Source organism: Pseudomonas sp. LF020, assembly GCF_053456425.1.
Map to the genome: position 1 here is coordinate 1 of NZ_JBRFIX010000007.1, position 23,795 is coordinate 23,795.

Consider the following 23,795-nt stretch of genomic DNA (forward strand, 5'->3'; position numbering starts at 1 on the left):
GTGGGAGCGAGCTTGCTCGCGAAGGCGTCGGCCCATTCAACATCTGTGCTGCCTGACCCACCGCTTTCGCGGGCAAGCCACGCTCCCACAGTGGTTCGAGGGTGAAGCAAATATCTTGATCCACACCTCAATCCCTGTGGGAGCGAGCTTGCTCGCGAAGGCGTCGGCCCATTCAACATCTGCGCTGCCTGACCCACCGCTTTCGCGAGCAAGCCACGCTCCCACAGTGGTTCGAGGGTGAAGCAAATATCTTGATCCACACCCCAATCCCTGTGGGAGCGAGCTTGCTCGCGAAGGCGTCGGCCCATTCAACATCTGTGCTGCCTGACCCACCGCTTTCGCGGGCAAGCCACGCTCTCACAGTGGTTCGAGGGTGAAGCAAATATCTTGATCCACACCCCAATCCCTGTGGGAGCGGGCTTGCCCGCGAAGGCGTCGGCACTGCAACCATCGCAACAGCCTGACCCACTACCCAAATCCCGCCCACAAAAAAGGGGACTTTCGTCCCCTCGCGGTATCGCCTGGCTTGTCACCAGTCCATCAATAAATATCTTTCGACAACAACGTAAACGGCGTCTTCACCAGGATCTTCAGATCCAGCCACAACGACCAGTTGTTGATGTAATGCAGGTCCATCTCCACCCGCCGCTGCATCTTGTCGATGGTGTCGGTCTCGCCACGGCAGCCGCTGATTTGCGCCAGCCCGGTGATTCCCGGTTTGATTCGGTGGCGAGCCATGTACGCGAGGATTTTCCCCGAGTAGTAGTGGTTGTGCGCCACCGCGTGTGGGCGCGGGCCGACCAAAGCCATTTGCCCCTGCAACACGTTGAACAACTGCGGCAATTCATCCAGCGAGGTGCGACGGATGAAGCGCCCGACCGCGGTAATACGCGAATCATTACGGCTGGCCTGAATCACTTCACGATCATCGTGCACGCGCATCGAGCGGAATTTCCAGACCTGAATCACCTTGCCGTTCCAGCCGTGACGATCCTGCTTGAAGAACACCGGGCCCGGCGAATTGATCTTCACCGCCAGCGCGATGAACAGCAGCACCGGACTCAACAGGATGATCGCCAGCAGCGCCACGCCTTTTTCCACCAGGCTTTTGCTCAGCGCAGCGGTAGGGCGGCTGGTCAGCGGGCTTTCGTTGAGGCAGATCGCCGGCAGACCGTCCACGACCTTCACCGAGTGGTTGAGCAGGGTCAGACTGTTCAAGTCCGGCACCCAGACCACATCGACGTTGGCTCCCAGCAGATCGACATACATCGCTTCGATTTTCGCCGCTTCGGCCAGCGGCAGGGTGATATACAAGCGGCGGATGTCGTGGTCTTTGATCAGTTCCAGCAAATCTTCCTGGTCACCGACCACACGCGGTGCATCCGCATTCAGTTGTGGTGTCGCGCCATTGCTGACCAATCCTACCAGCGGCAGGTTTTCCACCTGACTGATCTTTTTCGCCAGACCCAGTGCCAGCTCGCCAGTGCCGACGATCAACGTCTTCTGTGCGCTGGTGCGGGAACGCTGGTAGTACTTGGAAAAGGCATGCAGCGGCGCGTACATCAATGCCTGGCCGAGGAAGCCGTAGACCGCCCAGCTCAGCGTCACCTCGCGGGAGAACACCTCGTCGGCCTTGCACACGAACGCGATGCCGGCCAGCGCGACCATGGTCATCGACCAGCCCATGAACAGACGTCCCAGCCCCGTCAGGTAATTGTCCTGCTTGCGATACACGCCGCTGAACGTATACGCCGGCACCGAGGCCAATACCGCCAGTGTCGCGCACATGCGGTAATAGAACTCGACGGTGCCTGTGTGCCGTTCAGCGAGTATGAATAACAACGCAACAATGAAAGCCTGCGCCAATGCCCATTGGCCCCAGAAGGTAAGTCCCTTGAGGCCGTTATTTCGATTGATCCGTAGAGAAAGTTCCATGAGATATCCCCAGAAATACGTCCATTCAGGTTTCGACAGTTGAAGTCCGAGTTGCTAGATAGGCTTGTTGTTGTTATTGGACGAGTGTCCTGAGGTAACAACGTCGATAGGCCGAACTGTCGTCAATCAATAGACTAAGTTATTGCCGGAGAGGGTGTCTGACGAGTTCTAACAAGATGGCACAGTGCCAACTTTTTAATAATCAAATACAAGGGTGTTAGAAAAGGTCGCAGAGCAGGGGGTGAATAAATTATGTTGTGTTTGTTACTGTAGGAGGGGTGGAGGCAGGGAGCTTGAATTTACCAGGAGAGGTGAAACCAAACAGAGTGCTCTTGTTGTTTTTGTAATCGCACTGTATCTGTTTGTCTTGTTCGCGGATATCGGCGGTATTTACGCAACGATTTCCTGAATGAGGCAATAACCGCGGTTTCTTACGGCACGGAATAATCGCTCACCATTACTCGCGTTTTTGAACTTGTCCTGCAGGCGACTCAGGCACATTTCCAGGCCACGATACTGCTCCGGCTCGCGGCCGATGCTGAGGATCAGGTCATCTCGACTGACCACGCGTTCCTCGTGATGGAGCATTTTGCGCACCAGCGCGGTTTCCAGTCCGGTAAGGCTGATCTCGACGCCTTCCTTGACCAGTGCGCCTTGATCGTTGTCCAGATGCCAGGTTTCGTTGCAAGTGGCAGCGTCTTCGATGGCGGCAGTGCGGTTGTCGCTCTCTGCACTTTGAAACGGATTGGCCGATTGTGCTGCGAGCCATTCCGATTCGAGGGTGGCCAATATGCGCTGGGTGTCGTGTTCAATCGTGCGGGCAACGTTTTTCCGGGTGCCCCTTGGGTAAGTGAACTCCATCAGCATGGGAGCGGAAGAGGGCGAAGTAGCACCTTCAATAAACATTTGTGCCTGAGACGTGCCAAACGAATTGAAGCGCTCGCTGGACAGAATGCTCTCAAGTTCACGCTGCGACGTTGTACTGTTGGTCACGACGACAAAATATTTTCTTGGGAGGGTTGTACTAGTTTCCATGTCTCTCTCCTAAAATGTGCACCAAAATGGGCGAAAAGGTAAATCGGCAGGCGAGCAATGACTTCCTTGGAAGTAACCGACAGGCAGGGTCTGGGCCCAAAATGGCCTCGATAAATTCCACTCGTTCTGCTGCTATGTTGTTAAGTTTATTGTTATGGTTCGGTGTAGCCGTGCTCATTCAATGGCTTGATTATTAGTAGATTTGAAGTACAACTTGAGCTGTATGGTTGCATATGACGATCCTTCGTGATTATGCAAAGAGGATGGCTGCCCGAGACTCAGGCAGTCGATATCAGACCCCGCATCAGGCGATAGCCGTAGCCGCGGATGCTCTGAATCGCATTGGTACCATACATGTCCTTGATTTTTCCACGCAAGCGGCTGATGGATTTTTCCAGCGCCCTCGGGTCGTAGAAATTGGTATTGAGCCCCATGATGCCGGCGATTTCATCATGGCTGAGAATGTGATTGCTGGTCTGCGCAAAGGCTTCCAGGATCTTCATTTCGGCGAACGAGATGTCGAGTTTCTGGTGGGGGCCGCCCTGCAGGCAGATGCGCGTAGGGTCGAGTGTCAGATTGATATCCCGCTGCCATTCTTCACTATTGAAGAACTCACCGAGCAACTCCTCGCCCTCGTCGGAAAGGGTATTGAGCTTGATACAGAAGTCGGCACCGGCCAGGAAGTACTTGATCTTGTTGAAAGCGCCGCGACCGGTAATGACCGCGCAGATGATCGGCTTCAAGTTTTCGTTGCGCAGATTCTCGATCAACGCAAGATTGTCTTCCAGCGCTTGCGGACTGTCGATAACGATGAAGATGGCTCGATACGAACCAGAAAGTTCATTGTTATAGGAACTAGTGTACGAACCGGCCTCAAGTGCCATATCAGTGCGTACGTGCTTTGCGATCAGCGCCCTGAAATGTTCAGCCACGCCACGGGTACGACCCAGAGTAAGAACACCGGGTACGTCGTTTGTCGGGCGCGGACTTCTAGTCGCCAAGTTCCCTGAGAGCATCATGCTTTGACTCGAATTAGGTGCTGACATCGGGATGTTAAAGCACCGGTTCTCATCTGTGACTGACAATTGGTAACATTCACGCGATTTTTAGACGTGGCTCCCGAGTTTTCTAACAATAATTAAGCATTTCAAGCTTTTAGTTGATTTTCTCGAGACCGTGAACTAGTCGTTAGATGGTGGCAATGTGGAATTGTGCCACTATTTTGAATCTATGGCGATGGCTTTATTCATGTCCAATTGCCACTGTCCACGATCGCGGGATAGTGTGAGCTTGATCACACTTTATTGGCTGGTCGAACTTTTTCCTATCTAAATGCCTAAATATTTTCCGAGTGGTTCGTAGGCGGACGATTATTAACATGGCTTGAGTGTGTCTTTTGATAAGACATATTCTCCGTCGCCTGATCAGGCAATGGGTGTCGCGTTATACCGATTGTTTAACTTCAGATACTCAATTCCTGAATGCAGTTGACCGGTCGCTCATCAAGAGCGCTCTGACGGAGGATTAATGGATTTCTGGACCTTTATCCAGGTGTTGATATTGGGCGCGGTAGAAGGCCTGACCGAGTTCTTGCCGATCTCCAGTACCGGCCACCAGATCATCGTCGCCGACCTGCTGGACTTCGGCGGCGAACGCGCGATGGCGTTCAACATCATTATTCAACTGGGCGCGATTCTGGCCGTGGTCTGGGAGTTTCGCCCGAAGATCTTCGACATCGTTAAAGGCCTGCCCACCCAGCGCAATGCGCAGCGTTTCACCCTCAATCTGCTGATAGCTTTCCTGCCGGCGGTGGTCCTCGGCGTACTGTTCGCTGACAAAATCCATCAATACCTGTTTAACCCGATCACTGTGGCCATGGCCTTGGTGGTGGGCGGCATCGTCATGTTGTGGGCCGAACAGCGCAGCCATGTGGTGAGCGTCGATCACGTCGACGACATGCGCTGGTCAGACGCGTTGAAAATCGGTTTCGTGCAATGCCTGGCAATGATTCCCGGCACGTCGCGCTCCGGCTCGACCATCATCGGCGGTTTATTGTTCGGCTTGTCCCGGAAAGCCGCCACAGAGTTCTCGTTCTTCCTCGCCATGCCCACGATGGTCGGCGCCGCGGTGTACTCCGGCTACAAATACCGTGACCTGTTCCAGGCCAGCGACCTGCCCGTGTTCGCCCTCGGTTTCGTCATCGCCTTCATCTTCGCCATGATCGCCGTACGCGGCCTGCTCAAATTCATCGCCAACCACAGCTATGCCGCGTTCGCCTGGTATCGGATCGCGTTTGGCTTGTTGATTCTGGCGACGTGGGTGTTTGGCTGGGTGAACTGGACGGAAGCGGCGGCGGGGTGATGCGCACGCCAGGCGGATCAACCCGCCTGGCGCGTTTTACGGGGGGAGGGCATCAACGCCCTTGCAGCAACTCGCCAGCCTGATCCAGCAACGCCAACGGATCCTTGGCCTTGTGAATATCCACCGACAACAACTGGCGGAACTTGCGCGCTCCCGGGAACCCGGTACCCAGCCCCAGCACATGCCGGGTGATGTGATGCATCGCACCGCCCGCTTGCAGATGCTCGGCAATATATGGCCGCAACTGCGCCAGCGCCTCGGCACGGCTGATCACCGGCGCGCTGCTGTCGAACAACTGCTGATCCACCTCCGCCAGCAAATACGGATTGTGATAAGCCTCACGCCCGAGCATCACACCGTCAAAGGTCTGCAAATGTTCATGGCAGGCCTCCATCGTCTTGATCCCGCCGTTCAGCACAATCTCCAGCTCCGGAAAATCCGCCTTCAACTGCGCCGCCACGTCATACCGCAACGGCGGAATGTCGCGATTCTCCTTCGGCGACAAGCCCTCCAGAATCGCAATCCGCGCATGCACGGTAAAACTGGTACACCCGGCATCCCGCACCGTCCCGACGAAATCACACAACTCGGCATAACTGTCCCGCCCATTGATCCCGATCCGATGCTTCACCGTCACCGGAATCGACACCGCATCGCGCATCGCCCTCACACAATCCGCCACCAACTGCGGATGCCCCATCAGGCACGCACCGATCATATTGTTCTGCACCCGATCACTCGGGCAGCCCACATTCAGATTCACCTCGTCGTAACCATGCGCCTGCGCCATGCGCGCGCAAGCGGCCAGATCCAGCGGGACGCTGCCACCCAACTGCAGCGCCAGTGGGTGCTCGGCTTCGTTGTGACGGAGGAACCGTTCGTGATCGCCGTTGAGGAGGGCGCCGGTGGTTACCATTTCCGTGTAGAGCAGGGCGTTCTTCGACAGGAGGCGTAGGAAGAATCTGCAATGCCTATCAGTCCAATCCATCATCGGGGCGACGGAGAAGCGGCGGGAGAGTGGGGCGGGTGTGGCGGAGATAGGGGACATTGGCGGTTCTGGATTGGGTGGGGCTGGGAGGTGGGGGAGTTTATCAGGATTGAGAGTGGCGGGCTTGCAGATGCTCTCCCGCGATGATTGCGACATTTGTGAGTGCTTTTTTCAATCATCTGACTAGCATAGGGTGGCTATTTGATGGCTAAATCCCTATTTTCTAAACCAACAAAACCAAGCCTGTGCAGGGAGAAGCAATGGACGCTCAGCAAGAAAAAGTCTTTTTTGACGAACGTGAAGTAAAGGTTACCAACAGCCGATTCATCCTTCCGGGGCAAAAGACGTTCGCGATGAGCGGAGTCACGGCAGTGAAAACCTCTCAAATAAATCCTAACCGTACTTGGCCCATACTGCTGATGATTGTCGGGGCGATTATCGGATATAACAAAGGTATAAATACCGCTGCCGTCGTCTTGTTTTTTGCAGGTCTTGCTTGGTTCCTTATGCAGAAGACGATATATACAATTGTACTTACTACGTCTTCTGGGGAGCAGCAAGCTCTGCAAGATGCGGATCTTTCTTGGATTTCCAGAGTCGTTGGCGCGATAAATGACTCAATCATTCATCGTGGATGAAAAAAAGCCACGGATTTATTTAATGCTAGGTGCTCGACGGTAAAAAGCCGGCGGCAAATAAATCCGTCCCCTTTGTTCATACCACCTGCTCGTCCTGATTCCCTCTTTGCAGGCCGACTTTACCGTCAGCGGTGTACGCTGGATCAAGTCGACTGAAGTTACTCATTTTCATGGTCACGCCATTCTCATTTCGAAACGTCTCCTGACTAGCGATGCCGAGTAATTTCCCCATTCGGCCTAGGAAAGCGGAGAGTACAGCGAGTTCTTGGTGAGGATCGCGGGGCGATGACAGTCGATGGCGGAGATAGAGATCAAGAGCAAGAATTAACTCGTCCCGTGTCCATGCAGGATTTCGTTTTTTCTTTTTCTACTCAAAAGTAGAAAGCGGGGATTTTTGACTTTCCAAAATTTTTCCTCTCATTAGATGGCTTTGATTCATGGCTACTTGCCATACTTGTTGCCTTTGAGAGTTGTTTCAATCGGAAATATTTTTTGGTTGGGGGGCATTTCGTAAAGGTGGTCGGCGTAACGCGCGTTTGATGACCAAGGAGTGAATGATGAGTTGTTCTGGAGGACCTGTAATTGATCAGGAGCAGTTGAGGACGCTCAGGGAAAAATTGCTTAGAGCGATCGTAAACAAGCGATCTGACAGGTGGTGTTTGTCGCTTTGGAGTCGATTTATTAGGGCTAGAGACGGCCAGCAATGTGTAGTCTGCAGCTGTGAAGATCAGATTCAGGCGCATCATGTGTTCAGAAGAACCTTGCTTCCACATGCTAGATACGAAACCGGCAATGGGATTACGCTTTGCTATCAATGTCACAAGATCGCACATGAGGGATTCAATGGGCGACCTGATTTCAGTTTGCCAATAGGGGCACAAGGTGGTGACGATCAAGATGAGGTCGCTTTTTACTACCTAAAACTGCTTGAGTCAGCGGAAGCTTTCAGCCTAGATCACGACGAGTTTTATGCCTTCAGCAATGAGATGCTGAGTTTTTTCGTTAAGGTCCAAGGCTTTGAGCATCTTTATTGGAAGGTCCAAGACAAGGAAATAACGGGCCTACTGATGGCTTACAACATATGGTTTCGTGCACCGGAGGCGATGTCGCTCGCTATTTTGAAAGCTAATTTGCCGGAGTTCTTTAGATTGGAGTTTTGACCACTCACGATTGATAGCACGCTTTGCCGTACTCTCACTGGAGCGACTTACAGCGCTTGAAAAAGGGCCGAATTGCTCTTCGCACTGGTGACCGTATCTCGTCGATTAGCGTGCTCTTAGAACCATTGCGAACTGAAAAATCGCGTCTGTTTAAATGAAGCCTATTGTTGCAGTCCCGCTCCTACACCACCTTGCGCCTCCCCCTACACCTTAGACAGAATCCGCCGGCTTGTGCGTCTAGCTCGCGGGTTCTATCGTCCCTACGTCACTGAAAACCAGTGATCGGGTTTGGTAGCCCGCCTCCGTCAGAAGCACAAGACTACTGTCTTGCGAGGGCGTTTCTCGTCTTCGTTTTATGGTGGTCATGCGCGGGGCGTCTTCGGATGCGCCGGGGTTCCTGACGACCGGTCTACCAACCTGCGTATGGCCTCCACCCTTCGTTTGGTAGCGAGAGTGATGGCTCCTTTGCGTTTATCCGTCAGGAGTTACACCATGTTCAAACCAACACCCAACCCACCCGAATCCAACCTCGCATCCCCCTACGAATCCCTCGATTCCCGCAAACTCCACGAAGCCGCCGAACGCGCCCTCGATCACTACCTCACCCCGGCCAGCCAGGTCATGGCCAGCGGTGATCAATCCAAACCGATGTTCCTCGCCAACCCGGCCTACGACACTGAATCCCTGCTCGCCAACGCCAGTGAATCCCTGGGTTCCGCCACGACCATGCTCAACGACTTCGCCGCGTTGCTGGATGTCTCGCACCGCAAGACACTGTTGGGCATTGCGCAGGTAGTGAAGTTGGGGGAGTTGGCGGTGAATCAGGCGTTGGATAACGTCGAGCTCAAGGCGTAGATCGCAGCCCTCCGTGGCGAGCGGTCAGGTCGTGGTCGCGGAGGGCGTTCTGTCGATGCGCAAAACAACCGTCCAAAATGGCGATTTTCAGCCTGTTTCTGCAGCAATAGCGATGTGCCACAAAAAATGATGGCAATGCGTCATCACGCGCTCAAAAAAGTTCAACGATTATACAGAAATATAAAGTTGTACAACTTTTCCCAAAATTTATAGCATCCGTTCCAACACCTTTGCTGAAACGATAAATCCAGCGTCAGTCCTGGATTTGTCCGCTGGTGCGTGGGCCGTCGGTACGGCTTTTCGCGTCAGGTCGGTGCAGCCGGGTCAGTGGAAGCTGCCCGTATTTCGCCCAGGACGACGACCCCGAATATGAGCGGTAACTCCGGTTATCAGAGATCTACTTTTTGTGCCTGACGCTGAATCACGTCAGGGCGTTAGAGGCTGAACATGGCAGAAGCATCGAGTTTCCTGGGCAACATCAAGGTTTCCCGAAAGTTGGGGGCCGGGTTTGGCGTTCTTTTGCTGGCGGTGGGGGCGGTGGCCTTCATTGGCTATAACAGCAGCAATGTGCTGGTGGATCGCCTGGGCACCACGCGTTTGATCGGCACGCTCAACGATGCGACGCAGGACATGCGGCTGTCGGAGAAGCAGTACGAAGCGGCGGCGGATGTCGCTTATGCCGAGGCTTATCAGTCTCGCCTGACGGTGTTGCAAGGGCTGATCGCCAAGGCGTTGCAGACCCTGACGCGGGCGGAAAACCAGCAGGCCTTGAAGCAGTTACAGGACACCACGCTGGCTTACGATCAGCAGGTCAAGCGTTTGGTCGAGGCGGACAAGGCGACCAGCGATGCGCTGAAACCATTGGGAGCGATGTCGGACAAGTACGCCGAGACCTTCAACAGCATGTTCGAGAGCACCACCGCCAGTGCGCTGGCATCTGCCGACAGCGCGCGGGTGGCGGACTTGCGTACGGTGGCGGATCTGCGCAATGGCATGACGATGTTTCGGCTGATGTTGCGGCGTTATATCGCCGTGCCGAGCGAGGCCAACAAACAGGTGCTGTTGGACACCACCGATGCCTTCCTGGCCGACATGAGCAAGGCGCGTAGCGGTTTGCCGGCGGCCCTGTCGAGTCAGCTTGAAGAGGCGCAAGCCGGGATGCGCCGTTATCGCGAGGTGCTGGTGCAGGTCGCCGCGCTGTTCGAGCAGAAGCAGAGCCTGCGTCAGCAGGTGGATCAGCAGAGCCAGGCGATGGACAGCATCATGACCGGCCTGATGGACACTCAGCAGCGTCTGGCGCGGGACGATCAACAGCGTGCGTTTATCCAGATTGCAGTGCTGACGGTGCTGGCGCTGGTGGTTGGTCTGTTGGCTGCGGTGCTGATCTCGCGGCAGATCACCGGGCCGCTGGCGCTGACGGTGGAGCTGGCGCGACGGATTGCCAAGGGCGATCTGACGGTGCAAGCCAAATCCAGCCGCAAGGATGAGTTGGGCGATCTGCAAAACGCGATGCAGGACATGGCGCAAAGCCTGAACACGCTGGTGCAGGGAATCGGTAATGGCGTGACGCACATTTCGACATCGGCGGAGAAGCTCTCGGCGATGAGCGAACAGACCAGCGCCGGTGTGCGTCAGCAGAAAGTCGAGGTGGACCAGGTCGCCACGGCGATGCACGAAATGGCCTCGACGGTGCAGGAGGTGGCGCGCAATACGACTGACGCATCTGCCGCCGCGACCCTGGCCGATCAGCAGGCGCGTCACGGCAGTGCGGTGGTCAAGCAGGCGACCGTGCAGATCAGCGAACTGTCGGTGGCGATCGAAGAGTTGGGCGCAGCGATGAACGTGCTGTCCCAGGACAGTGAGCAGATCGGCAAGGTCATCGATGTGATCAAGGCAGTCGCCGAGCAGACCAACTTGCTGGCGCTAAACGCGGCGATTGAAGCGGCGCGGGCGGGGGAACAGGGCCGTGGTTTCGCGGTGGTTGCCGATGAAGTGCGCTCGCTGGCGCAGCGCACCCAGGATTCGACCAAGGAAATCGAAGCGCTGATTGTCACCTTGCAGCAGGGTACGCAAGCGGCATCTACGCTGATGACATCCAGCCGCGAGCGCACGCTGGACACCGTGGTGCTGGCGCAGAAGGCCGAGCAGGCGATCACCGAGATCAACCATTCGATCGGCACGATCCAGCAAATGAGCCTGCAGATTTCCGCCGCCGCCGAGCAGCAAAGTGCGGTGGCCGATGAGATCAATCGCAGTATCGTCAGTGTGCGCGATGTGGCCGATCAGTCGGCCGTCGCCAGCGAAGAAAGTGCTGCCGCGACCATTGAGCTGGCATCGCTGGGGCAGGACCTGCAACGCATGACGGCGCATTTCCGCACCTGATGGCATTTCGCAATGAACTTGGCCGGAATTGACCGGTCAGCCTGTATAAGCGGGGGCCGCCAAGCGGCGCCACCCGGTCCGTGCAGTGATTTTTTTCTGGGCCATGGATGGTTGCAACCCGCTCTCAGGGGGCTTCATGACTCATATTCCCGTTTTCCCCCAGCCCGGCGGCGGGTGCCAAGGATGCCGGCAAAAAGGCGAGGCCGACATGGCGTTCTCCTTCGCGTTCCAGCCGATTGTCGATGTACGTGATCAATCGACCTTCGCCCACGAGGCATTGGTTCGTGGGGTGCATGGCGAGGGTGCACTGTCGGTGCTGGAACAGGTCGATGACCAGAACCGCTATCGCTTCGATCAACTGTGCCGCGTGCGGGCGATCTCCACGGCCGCGCAGTTGGGGCTCACCGGGTTTCTTTCGATCAACTTCCTGCCGAACGCCGTTTATCGCCCGGACCTGTGCATTCGCAGCACGCTGGAGGCGGCGCGCGCGCATGCTTTCCCGCTCGATCGGTTGATCTTCGAAGCGGTCGAGGGCGAGCACGTTGAAAGCAATAAGCACTTGATGAACATCTTGCGCGAGTACCGCGAGTTCGGGTTCAAGACCGCCATTGATGACTTCGGTGCGGGGTATTCCGGGTTGAATCTGCTGGCGGACTTTCAGCCGGATCTGATCAAACTGGACATGGCGCTGATCCGCGATATCCACCGCGACCGTGTGCGTCAGGCGATTGTGCGGGGCGTGGTGGGCATGTGTACCGAACTGGGGATCGAGGTGATTGCCGAGGGCATTGAGCACCCCGAGGAGCGGGATTTTCTCGCCGATTGCGGGATTTATCTGATGCAGGGTTTCTGGTTTGCCAAACCGGCGTTTGAGGCGATGGCGCAGATTCCGCTGGAGGCGTGGCAGCCGATTTGAGGCGAACCTGAACCCGTGCTGTCGATCGGCAAAATTTCATCTTCCCGAGTGCAGCGAAGGCCTAGGATGCTTGCACAAGATCATCCCAAGGGGAGCCCTACCATGCGCACCAATGTCGTCAAAGTGCTGTTGATCGCCGCAGCTGTCTCGGTGTTGAGTGCCTGTTCGGGCGCCGGTGGGCTGACCACCACCAGTTGTTTTTCCTCGGATTGTCAGTCGCCTGAGGGGCGCACAAATGCAACGACCCTGAAGTTTGGTGGCAACAGTATTGGTAGCAGCTTGAACCAGTACAGCTCCGGGATGTTGCATGACGATTGAACAAAATCGAGGCTGAACCTGTGGCGAGGGAGCTTGCTCCCGCTGGGGCGCGCAGCGGCCCCAGAAAAAGAAGGCCTGCTGCGCAGTCCAGCGGGAGCAAGCTCCCTCGCCACAAAGTTCGTGCCTGGACGATTACTGCGGCAGCGCCAGCCACTCACCAATGACCTTCTGATAACTGCCAGTGACTTTGCTTAGATGCAGCCACTGATCGACGTACAGCTTCCAGCTGATGTCATCGCGCGGCAGCAGATAAGCCTTTTCGCCGTACTGCATGTATTGGTGCGGATTCACCGCGCACAAACCCGGTTTGAGTTTCTGCTGATACAGCGCTTCCGAGGCGTCGGTGATCATCACGTCGGCCTTGTTATCAAGCAGTTGCTGGAAGATCGTCACGTTGTCGTGCAGGGCCAGTTGCGCCTTGGGCAGGAAGGCGTGGACGAAGGCTTCGTTGGTGCCGCCGGCGGGTTCGACCAGACGCACGTTGGGCTGGTTGATCTGCTCGACGGTCTGGTATTTGGACTGGTCGGCGCAGCGTATCAGCGGGATCTTGCCGTCGCTGTCGAGGGTGTTGCTGAAGTAGGCTTTTTTCTGCCGTTCCAGCGTCACCGAAATCCCGCCCATGCCGATGTCGCACTTGCCGGCCTGCATGTCCGGCATCAGGGTTTTCCAGGTGGTCTGCACCCACTCGACCTTGACCCCTAGGCTATCGGCCAGCGAGCGCGCCATGGCGATGTCGATGCCTTCGAAGTCGCCGTCAGGGCGCTTGAAGGTGTAGGGCTTGTAGTCGCCAGTGGTGCAGACGCGCAGTTGGCCTTGTTGCTGGATGCTGTCGAGGTGCGAAGGGCTTTCCTGAGCGTGAGCGACGCAGGAAAGGGCTAGAGAAATGCCGAGCAACGCCGATTTTTTTTGATTGTGCATATTTACCGGACTTTTTTGAGGGAGTGGATTCGCAGGGGAAGGTGTTTAGTAACACACGATCCGGCTGCTGATCCACGTTCTCTAGCGGTGGCAATATGCAGTTTGCTGATGCGGTACGTGGCCGTTGCTGTCGCCAGAATTTCCCAGCCTATTTTCAGTCAGCGGAGAAGGGGATTACAGCTTTGGCAGGTTCAGTCATCTGATCATTCAAGCGTTTGAATTCGAGCGCTCGTGGTGATGCGTGAATGGGTTTGAAAACAGCTAAGCGCAAATGCTCCCAACCCAAAACGTGCTCAGCGCGCTGTTGCCAGGTGAGCGCACGCGCAAGCCCGGGATGCCATGGTTTCTGGGTCACCTTGCTGTTGCGTGTGGCGATGCAAAAGCCTGTGTAGCGGGGCAAGTCATATAGGTTCAAACGCAGCAAATCTCTGCTGCACAACAGCAAAACGTCGCCGAAGGCGAACAATGGAAATGCGGTGACTTCAACCTTTTTCTTTTCGTTGAGTCTGGTCCTCCACGCTCTGTTATCCACGTCTCCCAGGCTGATATTTTCGTCGAGAATGAACCGTGCCGGCTGCTGACGGATAGCCAGATTTCCTGCGGCGGCGTAGGTGATGCTCGGCATTGCACCTGGTGATAAAAGAAGAAACCCGCTGAACAGCACCAATGCTGTTGCGATGCCATAAGCGATACGCGCGAAGACATGACCTTTGCTGATGTAAAAAATGAAAACCGGAACAAGACTGAAAATGAGTGTGCCGAGGGAGAACAACCCGACAACCAGCACCGCCTGCGCGTTATCTTCGCCGACGTAGGTCGAGATAATCAGCAATGTGGGGAGTGACGCACACAGAACGGCAAAGCCGATCATGCTACCGATCAAGAGTCGGAACCCGTTTTTCTTCCAGACTCCCATTCGACGGGTGTTTTTGTTGAAAATCTTTCGGAAGTGTTTGAACAGGAAAAGAGCAAGGTAGGCGAGCAGGGTCGAGGAAAAAACAAACAACATCGAACCTCCGGCGCTGAATGTATTCGAGAACTTGAAAAGCAGAAAAGTGAAGGTACAAAAGCCAAAGCACAAAGGAAGCAGCAACCAGGCAGCGATCTGCTTGTGCCTTTTTGGCACTTTTTCGAACATCGATACGGTAATGCCGTAGAACCATGCGCTGGCGGAGAGCACGCCAAGGTAGCCCACCATGATCAGCACGATCAGTAAAAGCCAGATAGCAAGGGCTGACTTGGCATCGCTACCTGCCAGGAAAAGGTCAGTACGACCAATTGCCCGGGTGTAGACGTATAGCCCAAGGATTGCCAACCCTGCGCCGAGAAAACCCAGAGTGACGGTGATCTGGCTCCAGTAATTAAGAACACGTTTGAAATTGCGCTTGAAAAACTGTGTAAACGTTGGTGCGGTCGAAGCATCCATGCGAACAAAATCTCCATCGAGTATGACGAGTGGTCCTGTAACGACAAATGGCCAGAATTCTTTAGGAAGTCTGGCCGTTGAGTGTGGCGGGTCTTTGTTGTTCTGAGCGGTGAACGTGAAGAAATTACAGGCCCAGTCCTTCCTGCACCACCTGCAACAGATTGTTCTCGGTCAGCGCAATCGCATCCAGTTCCAGACCGGTTTCCACCGTCTGCAGCCACCAATGGCTTTCATGATGGTCATCGACGGTACGCAGCAGGTAGGTGTTGCGCTCGGGCAGGGTGATCTGCACGCGGCCGGCACCGTCTTCGGTGAACCGGGCGATGGGATCAAAGGTCAGGGTTTGCTGGTTGGCTTCGATCACCAGTTGGTCGATCGCGTAATCGTGACTTTCGCCATCGGGTGAGCTTTCGCAAACGTGGGTTGGATTGCGGCGGATTTTCAGGCCGACTTCGGTGACGGGTTGCAGCCAGGCTTCGATGCGGTGGTACAGATCGTAGACCTGCGCCGGCCAGCAATCGATCTCCAGCGCGGCATCCGCATGGGTGTGCCGGGTTTGCTTGAGTTTGGCGGCGAGTTCGTCTGCTTTACTCATTTCGGATCCCTTGGTTTGATGTCTGCCTGTTAATCGTAGACCGTTCAACGGCGTACGGCCTTGCCTTGCGTCATGCGCTTGCAACACAAGCATGGCGAAATCAGCGCTGGCCAAGTCTGGTCAGCATCGAAAACCACGGACGCAGGCGTCCCAAGGAGCGGGTACATGAAAAAGCTGTTTACAATTCTGGCGCTGATCGCGCTGACGGCCGGTAGCATCGGCCTGAGTTCGGCGCGTCAGTCGAACGCCAGCAAAGTACAAACGGAAGCGGTGGCGGGGCAGTTCGATTACTACCTGCTGAGCTTGTCCTGGTCGCCAACGTTCTGCCTCACCCACAAAGATGACGTGCAATGCTCCGGCAAGGGCTACGGCTTCGTGCTGCATGGCTTGTGGCCGCAATACGCCAACGGCGGCTGGCCGGAATCCTGCCCGCCACTGACCACGCTGTCGGCGGCGGAAACCACCAAGGGCCTGACGCTGTTCCCGACCAAGAAACTGCTCGATCACGAATGGTCCAAGCACGGTACCTGCAGCGGTCTCGGTGCGATGGGTTATCTGGACGAAGCGGACAAAGCGGTTGGCGCGGTGAAAATCCCGCAGGAGCTGCAACCGTTCAGCTCCTCGTATTACTTCGAAGCCCAGGAAATCGCCGACCTGTTCCGCAAGGCCAACCCGGGGATCCCGGCGGATGGCATCGCGGTGATCTGCAGCGGCCCGGAACTCTCGGAAGTGCGGGTGTGCATGGGCAAGGATCTGCAGTTCGGCGCCTGTGGCAAGGGCGTGAAGACGCAGTGCCGGGCAGGGGATATTCGGGTGCCGCCGTCGCGTTGATGAGAGTGCTATGCACGAATGAAAAAGGCGCCTTGATCGGGCGCCTTTTTTTGCCTGGAGGTTTGAAGCACCCGAAAAATTCACGCATGCTTGCGCCCCCCAAAGGATGACCCGCAACACTGCAAGGAGCTGTTCATGAGCGGAAAACCCGCCGCCCGCGTCACCGATCCAACCGCCTGCCCACTCCCGGGGCACGGCACTAATCCGATCGCCAGTGGCTCGCCGAATGTGAATTTCGACGGCTTGGCGGCTGCACGAATGACTGATAAATCAGCGTGCGGTAGCCCCATTACTGGCGGCGTTTCTTCGACGGTGTTTATCAACGGCTTGAACGCCGCGACCCTGGACAGCACCGGGGGGCACGGCAATGTGGTCATTGGTGGGTCAGGCACGGTCATCATTGGTGACACGGTAACAGCGGCGCCTTTTAGTGGTTTGCTGCCAATGCCGGTGCATTTCACGGACAAGTTGAAGCTGGTCAATGACGTGACCGGTGAGCCCATGATCAATCATCCCTACGTGATCCAGCGTGCAGACGGGCGTCTGGAACACGGGGTGTCTGACGCTAACGGATACACCCACGAAGTCAGCTCGCATCTGCCTGAAACCATCAAGCTGTTTCTGGAGGAGTGAGGCATGGCCGCTGAAACGGTAACGTGCGCTAAAGGCAACAATTACAAGCTGCACAAGGAACATGCGCTGACGGACAAGAAGGATGTCAGTGACAAGCCTGTGCCGGTGGAGAGTACCAAGGCGATTGTGTTTTTTATTGGCGGCGCAGGGGATAAGGAAAGTTATTATTTTTCGGGGCCTTATGGAAACATCCAAGAGGCACGGAAAGACTTTGATGAGCGCACGACAAGCTTGGCAAATGAGGGTAAATACAAGTCCGAGTGGCTGGGCTACAACGAAGTCCGAGGAAAACAGGATATTCAGCGTCATGTCCTGAGCCTGATTCCCTACAAGAGCTGTCCTGTCTATATCGTGGGTCATAGCCTCGGCGGTTGGAATGGTGCGCATCTGACAAAGATCATGTCGCAATGGGGTTACCGGATTCAGATGCTGATTACCCTTGATCCCGTGGGTGAAGGGGCCCTGGTCTGGTTGGGTTCTGATATTTATCGCGAACGTCCTGATCCAATTGCTGCCGACTGGATCAATATCAAAGCGATGCCAACCAAAAGAGATTCGTCAGATGGGGTAGCTGATTTTGGTGAAAAGTGGCTTATCTCCTGTGGCCCTTCATTGAACGTCAATATAGATACTAATCATGCAAATGCATTGGGGTTATTTACTGCCCGTATCGCGGGGAGCAAATCTGCAGCCGATATGCTTTTTGACTCAATCACGAAGGATTTTCCATGATGTACAGGTTACTCCTTTGCGGCTTGCTCGCTATTTGCTCTGGTTGTGCGAAGGATCACACAAAGCCTCCCGCAAACCTGAGCTTCGAGTCTGTGGAAAGAGAAAAGTCGTTGCTATACGTCATCCGGTATCAGTCGGACGTTGATGTGTTGGATCTTTTTGATCGCGGAGAACGAGTCGGAATGATTTCGGGCATGCTGCATTGCGCATTGGCAGATGATCATGATTTCTCGGTAGGCAAAGCCATACAGTTTTCCGCCACCGGCTTGATACGCTCGGAAAAAAATGAAAACTACAAGGCCAAGTTTTCCTATCTCACCCGCGCATTCCTGAGTGAAACTTCCAGCAACCGGAGTTCTGAAAGAAATCTCTCGGTGGCAGAACTGAATCACCTCCTCGCGAACAAACAACAAATCCCCTGCAAAGTCGTCGTCACCGCGTACGGCTACAAACCCTACTACTCAAACACCATGAGCCTGCCGGTCGCGGATTTGCTGCGGGAAATCAACAAACCCCGTTAGCCGTCATCGGTGCGCTGCGCGATTGCCCGGCGCAGATACGCGAGGGCGATCACGCTAAAACCACAACTGAAAATAAATCGACGTGCGGAGGTCATCCAAATCCCTCGCGCGCCGATACAACGGGGCGGGCGTGTATTGGCGCGGCGGGTTTGCCGTGCACACCCCGGTGGGCTACGCTCACGAAAAGCAAGGGTTTCGGGCTGCGGCCCCTGTCGTACCTGCCCAGGACACGTTTTTGCCAATCCCCATTCACGACCCGCATCAGACTCCCGGCACGCTTAAACGCCTGCCGCTGCGCAAGGCGGCAGCGCTGTTCATCGTTGCAGTGTGCCTGTGCCTGTCCGGCTTGCTCTATCTGCAACTGGAGCAGACACGGCGCCAGGATCTGGCGACTGCGCAAATGGCGTCCACCAACCTGACCCGGGCCATGGCGCAGCAGGCCGAAGACACGTTTCTGGCCGCCGATCTGGTGCTCACCAGCCTGGTGGATTGGGTCGAGGACGATGGTTACGGTGCCGCGCAGCGACCTCGTCTGCAAAAAACTTTTGCACGTCGGGTGCAGCAACTGGAGCAGTTGCACGGCATGTTCCTGTTCGATCGCGAGGGCCAGTGGGTGATCACCTCGTTCACCGATCTGCCCCGTGGCAATGGTGTGGCTGACCGCGAATACTTCAAGTTTCACCAGCAGAACGTTTCCACTGTGGCGCACATCGGCCCGGCGATTCGCAGCCGCGAAAATGGCGAGTGGATCATCCCGATCTCGAAACGCATCAACGACCGTGCCGGCAATTTCCAGGGCGTGCTGATGGCCGGGATCAAGATGGCGTACTTCGACCGGTTCTTCAAAAGCTTCAGCCTTGATGACAACGGCATCATGTTTCTCGGACTCAAGGACGGCACGTTGCTGGCGCGGCGACCGTTCGACGAAGGCCTGATCGGCTCGTCACTGGCGCAAGGCAGGATTTATCAGAAGCTGCTGCCCGAGGCTCCAGCCGGTACCGCGATGATCAAGTCGGTGGTCGATGGCGTGGTGCGCTTGTATGGCTACCGTCAGTTGGGCTCGTATCCGCTGGTGGTCGCGGCGGCGTCGTCGCGCGACACGATTCTCAAGGGTTGGTACGAGCGGGCCTTTCAGTCCAGCGTGATTGTGGCGCTGGTAATTCTTGGCGTCGGCCTGTTCGGTTGGGTATTCATTCATCAGGTGCGTGATGGCGAGCGTATCGAGAAAAACTTGCGCAAGGCACAGCGCGCACTGGAGCAGATTGCGACCCACGACAGCCTGACGGGGCTGGCGAATCGGCGCCTGTTCGAGCGTTCGCTGGAGATTGAGTTTGCCCGCGGTGCCCGACAGTCGAGTCCGGTCGGCCTGATCATGCTCGATATCGATTTCTTCAAACGCTACAACGATGCCTACGGCCATGTGGCGGGCGACCATTGCCTGACGCAGGTGGCGCAGGTGTTGAAAAATTGCTGCCAGCGCAAGGCTGACCTGGCGGTGCGTTACGGTGGCGAGGAGTTTGCGGTGTTGCTGCCGGACACCGACATAAATGGCGTACTGGCGATCGCCGGGCAGATCCGCCGCAGCGTGATGGATAAACGCATCACCCACAGTGGCTCGCCTACCGGTTATCTGACGGTGAGTCTGGGCTGCTATTCGTTCATCCCCAGCGGCAATGACAGTCTGGAAGTGTTTATCCAGCGTGCCGATGCGGCGCTTTACCAGGCGAAAAATGCCGGACGCAATCGCGCGGCGGTGTTGTCGCTGGAGGCGGGGGTTGCCGATTTGATGCGTTCGGATCGCTGAAGTTTCGATGCTTTAACAAGGGTGAGGGAGCAGGCTCCCTCACACAGGCTTATCACCAACCGTAACGCCGGTTCGTTCAGCTGCCCGAGCCACCGCCCGCACCGCCGGTTCCGCCACCGGCCGCGCCTGTACCGCCGCCAGCCCCCGAGCCCGAACCCATGGCGCCGCCGTTGGTGCCAGTGCCATTGCCCGAACCAGGGCTACCAGCGCCGTTACTCCCGGCAGGTGCACCCGGGGTGTTGTCCGGTGGCTTGGGCGTACTTTTGTTGACGTCGGGGTTGGTACTCGATGTGCCGGAACTGTCGTTCGCCGCGAAGCTGGCAGCCGAGGTGGCGGCGAGCAGGCCGGCGAGCAACAACGAGGTGAGTGTGCGTGTAGTCATGGTACGTCTCCAGAAGGGGTCGGTTACCTGACTTTGGTCTGGCACTTTTGCCCGTTGGTGCCGATTGGCTGACGAGCGGTTGTTCAGCCTCAGTGTCGGTCGTCCGCCAGTTTCTGCTCCAGCACCTGACGCACCTGTGGCCACTCGTCATCGATGATGCTGAAACGCACCGAGTTACGTTTGCGGCCGTCCGGCATGATCCGCTCGTGGCGCACGATGCCTTCCTGTTGCGCACCGAGGCGCAGAATCGCGTTGCGCGACTTTTGGTTGTTCTCGTCGGTGGTGAACTGCACTCGCACGCAATCGAGCACCTCGAAGGCGTGGCGCAACATCAGGTATTTGGCTTCAGTGTTGACGAAGGATTTCTGCCAGCGCGCCGAAATCCAGCTGCTGCCAATTTCCAGCTTGCGATTGAGCGGATCAATCTTCCAGAACCGGGTCGAGCCGATCACTTCGCCGCTATCCTTCAACACGATCGCAAACGGCATGACCGTGCCGGCGTCGCGGCCGTCGAGGGCTTTTTTCAGATAGCTGTCGATGGTGCTCGCCGAAGGCACTACGGTGACGGTGAGGTCCCACAGTTCACCGTCGGCGGCAGCGTGGAGCAGGGCGTCGGCGTCGCTGTACTGAAGCGGACGCAGGAGAATGCGCGGGCCTTGCAGCGTGGTAAGCATGGGATCAGGTCTCGGCAGATCGGGCGGATTACGAGCGCCTATTACGCCGCAGCCGGTTGATCCGATGCAACCACCGCCGTCAGCACAGGGTCACAATTTTCACACCTTGTTCGCCGGAGCCTGAACGATGAAAAACCTGCGGATCGCCACGTTCAACGTCAACGGCCTGCGCGCGCGCTTGCCGAACCTGCTGGCGTGGCTCAAGCGCGAGCAACCGGACATCGCTTGTCTGCAGGAACTCAAGTCGGTCGACAGTGCATTCCCCGCCGCCGAACTGGAGGCAGCGGGGTACGGCGCGATCTGGCACGGGCAGGCGTCATGGAACGGCGTGGCGATTCTCGCCCGCGATGCGCAACCGCTGGAGAGCCGTCGCGGTCTGCCGGGTGATCCGGACGACAAGCACAGCCGTTATCTGGAGGCGGCGGTGCATGGGGTGTTGGTCGGCTGTCTGTACCTGCCCAATGGCAATCCGCAGCCGGGGCCGAAGTTCGACTACAAACTGGCCTGGTTCGAACGCCTGATCCGCTACGCCAAGGATTTGCAAGGCAGCGATCATCCGGTGGTGCTCGCCGGCGATTACAACGTGGTGCCCACCGACATGGACATCTACAACACCCGCTCCTGGCTCAAGGATGCGCTGCTGCAACCCGAGAGCCGCGAGTGTTATCAACGGCTGCTGGATCAGGGCTGGACCGATTCGCTGCGCTATCTGTATCCCGATGATCGCCTCTACACCTTCTGGGATTACTTTCGCCAGCATTGGCAAACCAACTCTGGTCTGCGCATCGATCATCTGCTGCTCAATCCGGCACTCAGCCCGTATCTGCACGAGGCCGGCGTCGACGCCTGGGTGCGCAACGAACCGCACGCCAGCGACCATGCGCCGACCTGGATTCGTATCGGTTCGCGCAAGCGTCGGTAGCGCTGATTGGCGAAATCAATTGTCGGAGTCGGGGATCGATCCCGTATACATGTCGGCCAGCGGCGCAACGATCCGCGGCCACATGCAAAAGGACTGAGCAATGAGCGAGCCACGTCTGGCGAATCCGACGTTGTACCTGCAACACCTGGGGTTCGACATCCCTCCGCCCCCCACACTGACAACCCTGCGGCAGTTGCAGTTGCGCCACACCGGCGTCTTTCCCTTCGAGAACCTGTCGACGATCACTGGCGCGCCGGTGCTGATCGATCTGGCCTCGGTCGAACAAAAGGTTCTCCACGGTGGCCGGGGTGGTTACTGCTACGAACTGAACAATCTGTTTCTGGCGTTGCTGCAGGAATTGGGCTTCGAGGCCCGTGGCATCTCCGGACGCGTGGTATTGGCGCAACCCGAGGGAACCTGGACGGCGCGTACCCATCGCTTGAGCCTGGTGATCATCGACGGCGAGCGCTATATCACCGATGTCGGCTTTGGCGGCATGGTGCCGACTGCGCCGCTGCTGCTCGATAGCGAGGCTGAACAGCCGACGCCGCACGAGTCCTATCGCATCGAAAAACAGGCCGATGGCTACATGCTGCGCGCCAATGTCGCAGGCGAGTGGCGTGCGATGTACCTGTTTGATCTGCAACGCCAGGAAGACATCGATTACACCCTCGGCAACTGGTACGTCTCGACCCATCCCGAGTCCCCGTTCGCCAAACGGCTGATGATTGCGCGCACTGGCGATGGCTGGCGTCGGACCCTGAACAACGGCAGCTTCGCGATTCATCACATGGGCGCCGACAGCGAGCGCCGCGAGGTAGCGGATGTCGATGAGTTGATCGAGGTGCTGGAGCAGGAGTTCGGCTTGCGTCTGCCTGACCAGCCGCATGTGCGAGAGTCGCTGGGGCGGATGCTCGTACCGGCCTGATCTCAGGGCTTGGCCTCCGGCTCCAGTACCCGGCGGATTTCCCCGGCCGCCGCCGAGAGCTTTTTTTCCAGGCTCTTGAGGTCGGCGGCGGTGATGCCTTGCTTGAATAGCCCCGCGTGGGGCGCCTCTACCTCCCGCGTTTTACTGCCAGCCTCCAGCAGAGTATGGCGCAGGGTGTTGTTGATCACCGTCTGATAACCGAAGCCCTCGTTTTCCGCGACATTGCGCGCGGCCTCGATCACGGCGTCGTCGAGCATGATGGTGATGCGGGTCTTGCCCTTGGCGGGCGCCAATGCGCCGCGCGTGCCCTGCGAGAAATCGTATTGATCTTTCATCGTTCAAGTCTCCAGAAAGTAAGCGCAACGCTCGCTCGGTGTAGCGACACGCGCAGAAATGATTCGTACGACATTGGCCCCGCGATAACTGTACGCAACCACCAGCAAACGCCCTTTGCCGTCGAGACCGAGAGTGATCCAGCGCTGTTCGTCATGGTCGTTGTCCTCGATCGTCAGCGCGCGCTCGTCGTGAAAGACCGGCTCGGTCTCGGCAAGGCTGACGCCTCTGTGCTTGAGTTTGTTGGCCGCGTTCTTGCTTTTGTCGTACTGAATTTCGAATGACTTCATTATGCATACTTTATATGTATAAAAAAGAGCGCCGGTGCACCGCTGGTCGCCATGAATACTTCAGCCTAGTGCGATAAAAACCGGGGACAGGAGGGGATGTGTTGCCGGATTTGTGGGAGATGGAGGTGGCGAGATAGAAGCTTGGGTGGCTACCTATCCATTATGTGACTGACAAGTTGTATACAACTCTATGGACATTTGTCCCGAGTATTGAATAC

At 56.7% G+C, this 23,795-nt stretch carries 25 protein-coding genes and 1 pseudogene; 15 read left to right on the forward strand and 11 right to left on the reverse strand.

The window, feature by feature from the left end; genetic code table 11:
- Positions 1–540: 540 nt before the first annotated feature.
- The 3 genes from ACU680_RS17110 to ACU680_RS17120 all read right to left on the reverse strand — a co-directional run bounded on the left by ACU680_RS17110 (position 541) and on the right by ACU680_RS17120 (position 3,989).
- Positions 541–1,935, reverse strand: a complete 1,395-nt coding sequence (locus ACU680_RS17110; RefSeq protein WP_367085173.1) for an undecaprenyl-phosphate glucose phosphotransferase — start codon at positions 1,933–1,935, stop codon at positions 541–543.
- Between the two features lie 390 nt (positions 1,936–2,325).
- On the reverse strand, positions 2,326–2,970 hold the full coding sequence (locus tag ACU680_RS17115; protein ID WP_007969590.1) for a winged helix-turn-helix domain-containing protein: 645 nt from the start codon (positions 2,968–2,970) through the stop codon (positions 2,326–2,328).
- 278 nt (positions 2,971–3,248) lie between these two features.
- Positions 3,249–3,989, reverse strand: a complete 741-nt coding sequence (locus ACU680_RS17120; protein WP_448180051.1) for a winged helix-turn-helix domain-containing protein — start codon at positions 3,987–3,989, stop codon at positions 3,249–3,251.
- Positions 3,990–4,497: 508 nt separating this feature from the next.
- Between ACU680_RS17120 and ACU680_RS17125 the strand changes: the two genes are divergently transcribed.
- Positions 4,498–5,331: an undecaprenyl-diphosphate phosphatase gene (locus ACU680_RS17125; RefSeq protein ID WP_123588482.1), complete on the forward strand. Its 834-nt coding sequence runs from the start codon at positions 4,498–4,500 to the stop codon at positions 5,329–5,331.
- Positions 5,332–5,383: 52 nt separating this feature from the next.
- Here the strand turns inward: ACU680_RS17125 and dusA are convergent, their stop codons facing one another.
- Entirely contained in the window at positions 5,384–6,379 is a 996-nt protein-coding gene (dusA, locus tag ACU680_RS17130; protein WP_448180052.1) for a tRNA dihydrouridine(20/20a) synthase DusA, read from the reverse strand.
- Between the two features lie 200 nt (positions 6,380–6,579).
- Here dusA and ACU680_RS17135 point away from each other — a divergent pair, with 200 nt between their 5' ends.
- The 7 genes and pseudogenes from ACU680_RS17135 to ACU680_RS17165 all read left to right on the forward strand — a co-directional run bounded on the left by ACU680_RS17135 (position 6,580) and on the right by ACU680_RS17165 (position 12,588).
- Positions 6,580–6,957 carry a DUF6232 family protein gene (locus tag ACU680_RS17135; RefSeq protein WP_448180053.1) on the forward strand — a complete coding sequence of 126 codons (378 nt, stop codon included), beginning with the start codon at positions 6,580–6,582 and terminating at the stop codon, positions 6,955–6,957.
- A gap of 557 nt (positions 6,958–7,514) precedes the next feature.
- On the forward strand, positions 7,515–8,117 hold the full coding sequence (locus tag ACU680_RS17140) for a hypothetical protein (protein WP_448180054.1): 603 nt from the start codon (positions 7,515–7,517) through the stop codon (positions 8,115–8,117).
- 492 nt (positions 8,118–8,609) lie between these two features.
- Positions 8,610–8,972: a DUF6124 family protein gene (locus tag ACU680_RS17145; RefSeq protein ID WP_448180055.1), complete on the forward strand. Its 363-nt coding sequence runs from the start codon at positions 8,610–8,612 to the stop codon at positions 8,970–8,972.
- A 447-nt stretch (positions 8,973–9,419) separates the two neighbouring features.
- Positions 9,420–10,496, forward strand: a pseudogene (locus tag ACU680_RS17150) (methyl-accepting chemotaxis protein); the annotation flags it as partial.
- A 78-nt stretch (positions 10,497–10,574) separates the two neighbouring features.
- Positions 10,575–11,354 carry a methyl-accepting chemotaxis protein gene (locus tag ACU680_RS17155; protein WP_371917805.1) on the forward strand — a complete coding sequence of 260 codons (780 nt, stop codon included), beginning with the start codon at positions 10,575–10,577 and terminating at the stop codon, positions 11,352–11,354.
- 136 nt (positions 11,355–11,490) lie between these two features.
- Positions 11,491–12,270 carry a S6 modification regulatory phosphodiesterase RimA gene (gene rimA, locus ACU680_RS17160; protein ID WP_448180056.1) on the forward strand — a complete coding sequence of 260 codons (780 nt, stop codon included), beginning with the start codon at positions 11,491–11,493 and terminating at the stop codon, positions 12,268–12,270.
- A gap of 102 nt (positions 12,271–12,372) precedes the next feature.
- Positions 12,373–12,588, forward strand: coding sequence for a hypothetical protein (locus ACU680_RS17165; RefSeq protein WP_150369173.1), 216 nt, complete (start codon positions 12,373–12,375; stop codon positions 12,586–12,588).
- A 132-nt stretch (positions 12,589–12,720) separates the two neighbouring features.
- Here ACU680_RS17165 and ACU680_RS17170 read toward each other — a convergent pair whose 3' ends face one another.
- The 3 genes from ACU680_RS17170 to ACU680_RS17180 all read right to left on the reverse strand — a co-directional run bounded on the left by ACU680_RS17170 (position 12,721) and on the right by ACU680_RS17180 (position 15,527).
- Entirely contained in the window at positions 12,721–13,506 is a 786-nt protein-coding gene (locus ACU680_RS17170) for a transporter substrate-binding domain-containing protein (RefSeq protein WP_448180057.1), read from the reverse strand.
- Positions 13,507–13,660: 154 nt separating this feature from the next.
- Positions 13,661–14,932, reverse strand: coding sequence for a hypothetical protein (locus ACU680_RS17175; RefSeq protein ID WP_448180058.1), 1,272 nt, complete (start codon positions 14,930–14,932; stop codon positions 13,661–13,663).
- Positions 14,933–15,056: 124 nt separating this feature from the next.
- A complete protein-coding gene (locus tag ACU680_RS17180) occupies positions 15,057–15,527 on the reverse strand; it encodes a hypothetical protein (RefSeq protein ID WP_367085165.1) in 471 nt (156 codons plus the stop codon).
- Positions 15,528–15,692: 165 nt separating this feature from the next.
- On the opposite strand from ACU680_RS17180, the gene ACU680_RS17185 reads away from it, so the two are divergent.
- From ACU680_RS17185 to ACU680_RS17205, 5 genes are all read left to right on the forward strand, one after another.
- Positions 15,693–16,358 carry a ribonuclease T2 gene (locus ACU680_RS17185; protein ID WP_448180059.1) on the forward strand — a complete coding sequence of 222 codons (666 nt, stop codon included), beginning with the start codon at positions 15,693–15,695 and terminating at the stop codon, positions 16,356–16,358.
- A gap of 135 nt (positions 16,359–16,493) precedes the next feature.
- The gene (locus ACU680_RS17190; protein WP_202370432.1) at positions 16,494–16,991 is read left to right on the forward strand and encodes a PAAR domain-containing protein; all 498 of its coding nucleotides are present in this window, start codon (positions 16,494–16,496) and stop codon (positions 16,989–16,991) included.
- Between the two features lie 3 nt (positions 16,992–16,994).
- Positions 16,995–17,723: an alpha/beta hydrolase gene (locus ACU680_RS17195; RefSeq protein ID WP_448180060.1), complete on the forward strand. Its 729-nt coding sequence runs from the start codon at positions 16,995–16,997 to the stop codon at positions 17,721–17,723.
- Positions 17,720–18,244, forward strand: coding sequence for a hypothetical protein (locus ACU680_RS17200; protein WP_448180061.1), 525 nt, complete (start codon positions 17,720–17,722; stop codon positions 18,242–18,244). The genes ACU680_RS17195 and ACU680_RS17200 overlap by 4 nt, the downstream gene beginning before the upstream one ends.
- Positions 18,245–18,479: 235 nt before the next feature.
- Positions 18,480–20,048, forward strand: a complete 1,569-nt coding sequence (locus ACU680_RS17205) for a sensor domain-containing diguanylate cyclase (RefSeq protein WP_448180062.1) — start codon at positions 18,480–18,482, stop codon at positions 20,046–20,048.
- A gap of 76 nt (positions 20,049–20,124) precedes the next feature.
- Here ACU680_RS17205 and ACU680_RS17210 read toward each other — a convergent pair whose 3' ends face one another.
- Together ACU680_RS17210 and ACU680_RS17215 are read right to left on the reverse strand one after the other, a co-directional pair.
- On the reverse strand, positions 20,125–20,430 hold the full coding sequence (locus ACU680_RS17210; protein ID WP_003226473.1) for a hypothetical protein: 306 nt from the start codon (positions 20,428–20,430) through the stop codon (positions 20,125–20,127).
- Positions 20,431–20,519: 89 nt separating this feature from the next.
- The gene (locus ACU680_RS17215) at positions 20,520–21,104 is read right to left on the reverse strand and encodes a GNAT family N-acetyltransferase (protein WP_448180063.1); all 585 of its coding nucleotides are present in this window, start codon (positions 21,102–21,104) and stop codon (positions 20,520–20,522) included.
- 127 nt (positions 21,105–21,231) lie between these two features.
- On the opposite strand from ACU680_RS17215, the gene xth reads away from it, so the two are divergent.
- Positions 21,232–22,026 (forward strand): exodeoxyribonuclease III, encoded by a 795-nt coding sequence (gene xth, locus ACU680_RS17220; RefSeq protein ID WP_448180064.1) that lies wholly within the window; start codon positions 21,232–21,234, stop codon positions 22,024–22,026.
- Between the two features lie 100 nt (positions 22,027–22,126).
- On the forward strand, positions 22,127–22,954 hold the full coding sequence (locus ACU680_RS17225; protein ID WP_448180065.1) for an arylamine N-acetyltransferase family protein: 828 nt from the start codon (positions 22,127–22,129) through the stop codon (positions 22,952–22,954).
- 2 nt (positions 22,955–22,956) lie between these two features.
- Here the strand turns inward: ACU680_RS17225 and ACU680_RS17230 are convergent, their stop codons facing one another.
- Both ACU680_RS17230 and ACU680_RS17235 read right to left on the reverse strand, forming a co-directional pair.
- The gene (locus tag ACU680_RS17230) at positions 22,957–23,289 is read right to left on the reverse strand and encodes a BrnA antitoxin family protein (protein WP_448180066.1); all 333 of its coding nucleotides are present in this window, start codon (positions 23,287–23,289) and stop codon (positions 22,957–22,959) included.
- A 3-nt stretch (positions 23,290–23,292) separates the two neighbouring features.
- Entirely contained in the window at positions 23,293–23,577 is a 285-nt protein-coding gene (locus ACU680_RS17235; protein WP_448180067.1) for a BrnT family toxin, read from the reverse strand.
- Positions 23,578–23,795 lie beyond the last annotated feature (218 nt).

Coding starts and splice junctions, on each gene's coding strand:
- ACU680_RS17110 (WP_367085173.1), bottom strand. CDS start 1,935: ATGGAACTTTCTCTACGGATCAATCGAAATAACGGCCTCAAGGGACTT.
- ACU680_RS17115 (WP_007969590.1), bottom strand. CDS start 2,970: ATGGAAACTAGTACAACCCTCCCAAGAAAATATTTTGTCGTCGTGACC.
- ACU680_RS17120 (WP_448180051.1), bottom strand. CDS start 3,989: ATGATGCTCTCAGGGAACTTGGCGACTAGAAGTCCGCGCCCGACAAAC.
- ACU680_RS17125 (WP_123588482.1), top strand. CDS start 4,498: ATGGATTTCTGGACCTTTATCCAGGTGTTGATATTGGGCGCGGTAGAA.
- dusA (WP_448180052.1), bottom strand. CDS start 6,379: ATGTCCCCTATCTCCGCCACACCCGCCCCACTCTCCCGCCGCTTCTCC.
- ACU680_RS17135 (WP_448180053.1), top strand. CDS start 6,580: ATGGACGCTCAGCAAGAAAAAGTCTTTTTTGACGAACGTGAAGTAAAG.
- ACU680_RS17140 (WP_448180054.1), top strand. CDS start 7,515: ATGAGTTGTTCTGGAGGACCTGTAATTGATCAGGAGCAGTTGAGGACG.
- ACU680_RS17145 (WP_448180055.1), top strand. CDS start 8,610: ATGTTCAAACCAACACCCAACCCACCCGAATCCAACCTCGCATCCCCC.
- ACU680_RS17155 (WP_371917805.1), top strand. CDS start 10,575: ATGAGCGAACAGACCAGCGCCGGTGTGCGTCAGCAGAAAGTCGAGGTG.
- rimA (WP_448180056.1), top strand. CDS start 11,491: ATGACTCATATTCCCGTTTTCCCCCAGCCCGGCGGCGGGTGCCAAGGA.
- ACU680_RS17165 (WP_150369173.1), top strand. CDS start 12,373: ATGCGCACCAATGTCGTCAAAGTGCTGTTGATCGCCGCAGCTGTCTCG.
- ACU680_RS17170 (WP_448180057.1), bottom strand. CDS start 13,506: ATGCACAATCAAAAAAAATCGGCGTTGCTCGGCATTTCTCTAGCCCTT.
- ACU680_RS17175 (WP_448180058.1), bottom strand. CDS start 14,932: ATGGATGCTTCGACCGCACCAACGTTTACACAGTTTTTCAAGCGCAAT.
- ACU680_RS17180 (WP_367085165.1), bottom strand. CDS start 15,527: ATGAGTAAAGCAGACGAACTCGCCGCCAAACTCAAGCAAACCCGGCAC.
- ACU680_RS17185 (WP_448180059.1), top strand. CDS start 15,693: ATGAAAAAGCTGTTTACAATTCTGGCGCTGATCGCGCTGACGGCCGGT.
- ACU680_RS17190 (WP_202370432.1), top strand. CDS start 16,494: ATGAGCGGAAAACCCGCCGCCCGCGTCACCGATCCAACCGCCTGCCCA.
- ACU680_RS17195 (WP_448180060.1), top strand. CDS start 16,995: ATGGCCGCTGAAACGGTAACGTGCGCTAAAGGCAACAATTACAAGCTG.
- ACU680_RS17200 (WP_448180061.1), top strand. CDS start 17,720: ATGATGTACAGGTTACTCCTTTGCGGCTTGCTCGCTATTTGCTCTGGT.
- ACU680_RS17210 (WP_003226473.1), bottom strand. CDS start 20,430: ATGACTACACGCACACTCACCTCGTTGTTGCTCGCCGGCCTGCTCGCC.
- ACU680_RS17215 (WP_448180063.1), bottom strand. CDS start 21,104: ATGCTTACCACGCTGCAAGGCCCGCGCATTCTCCTGCGTCCGCTTCAG.
- xth (WP_448180064.1), top strand. CDS start 21,232: ATGAAAAACCTGCGGATCGCCACGTTCAACGTCAACGGCCTGCGCGCG.
- ACU680_RS17225 (WP_448180065.1), top strand. CDS start 22,127: ATGAGCGAGCCACGTCTGGCGAATCCGACGTTGTACCTGCAACACCTG.
- ACU680_RS17230 (WP_448180066.1), bottom strand. CDS start 23,289: ATGAAAGATCAATACGATTTCTCGCAGGGCACGCGCGGCGCATTGGCG.
- ACU680_RS17235 (WP_448180067.1), bottom strand. CDS start 23,577: ATGAAGTCATTCGAAATTCAGTACGACAAAAGCAAGAACGCGGCCAAC.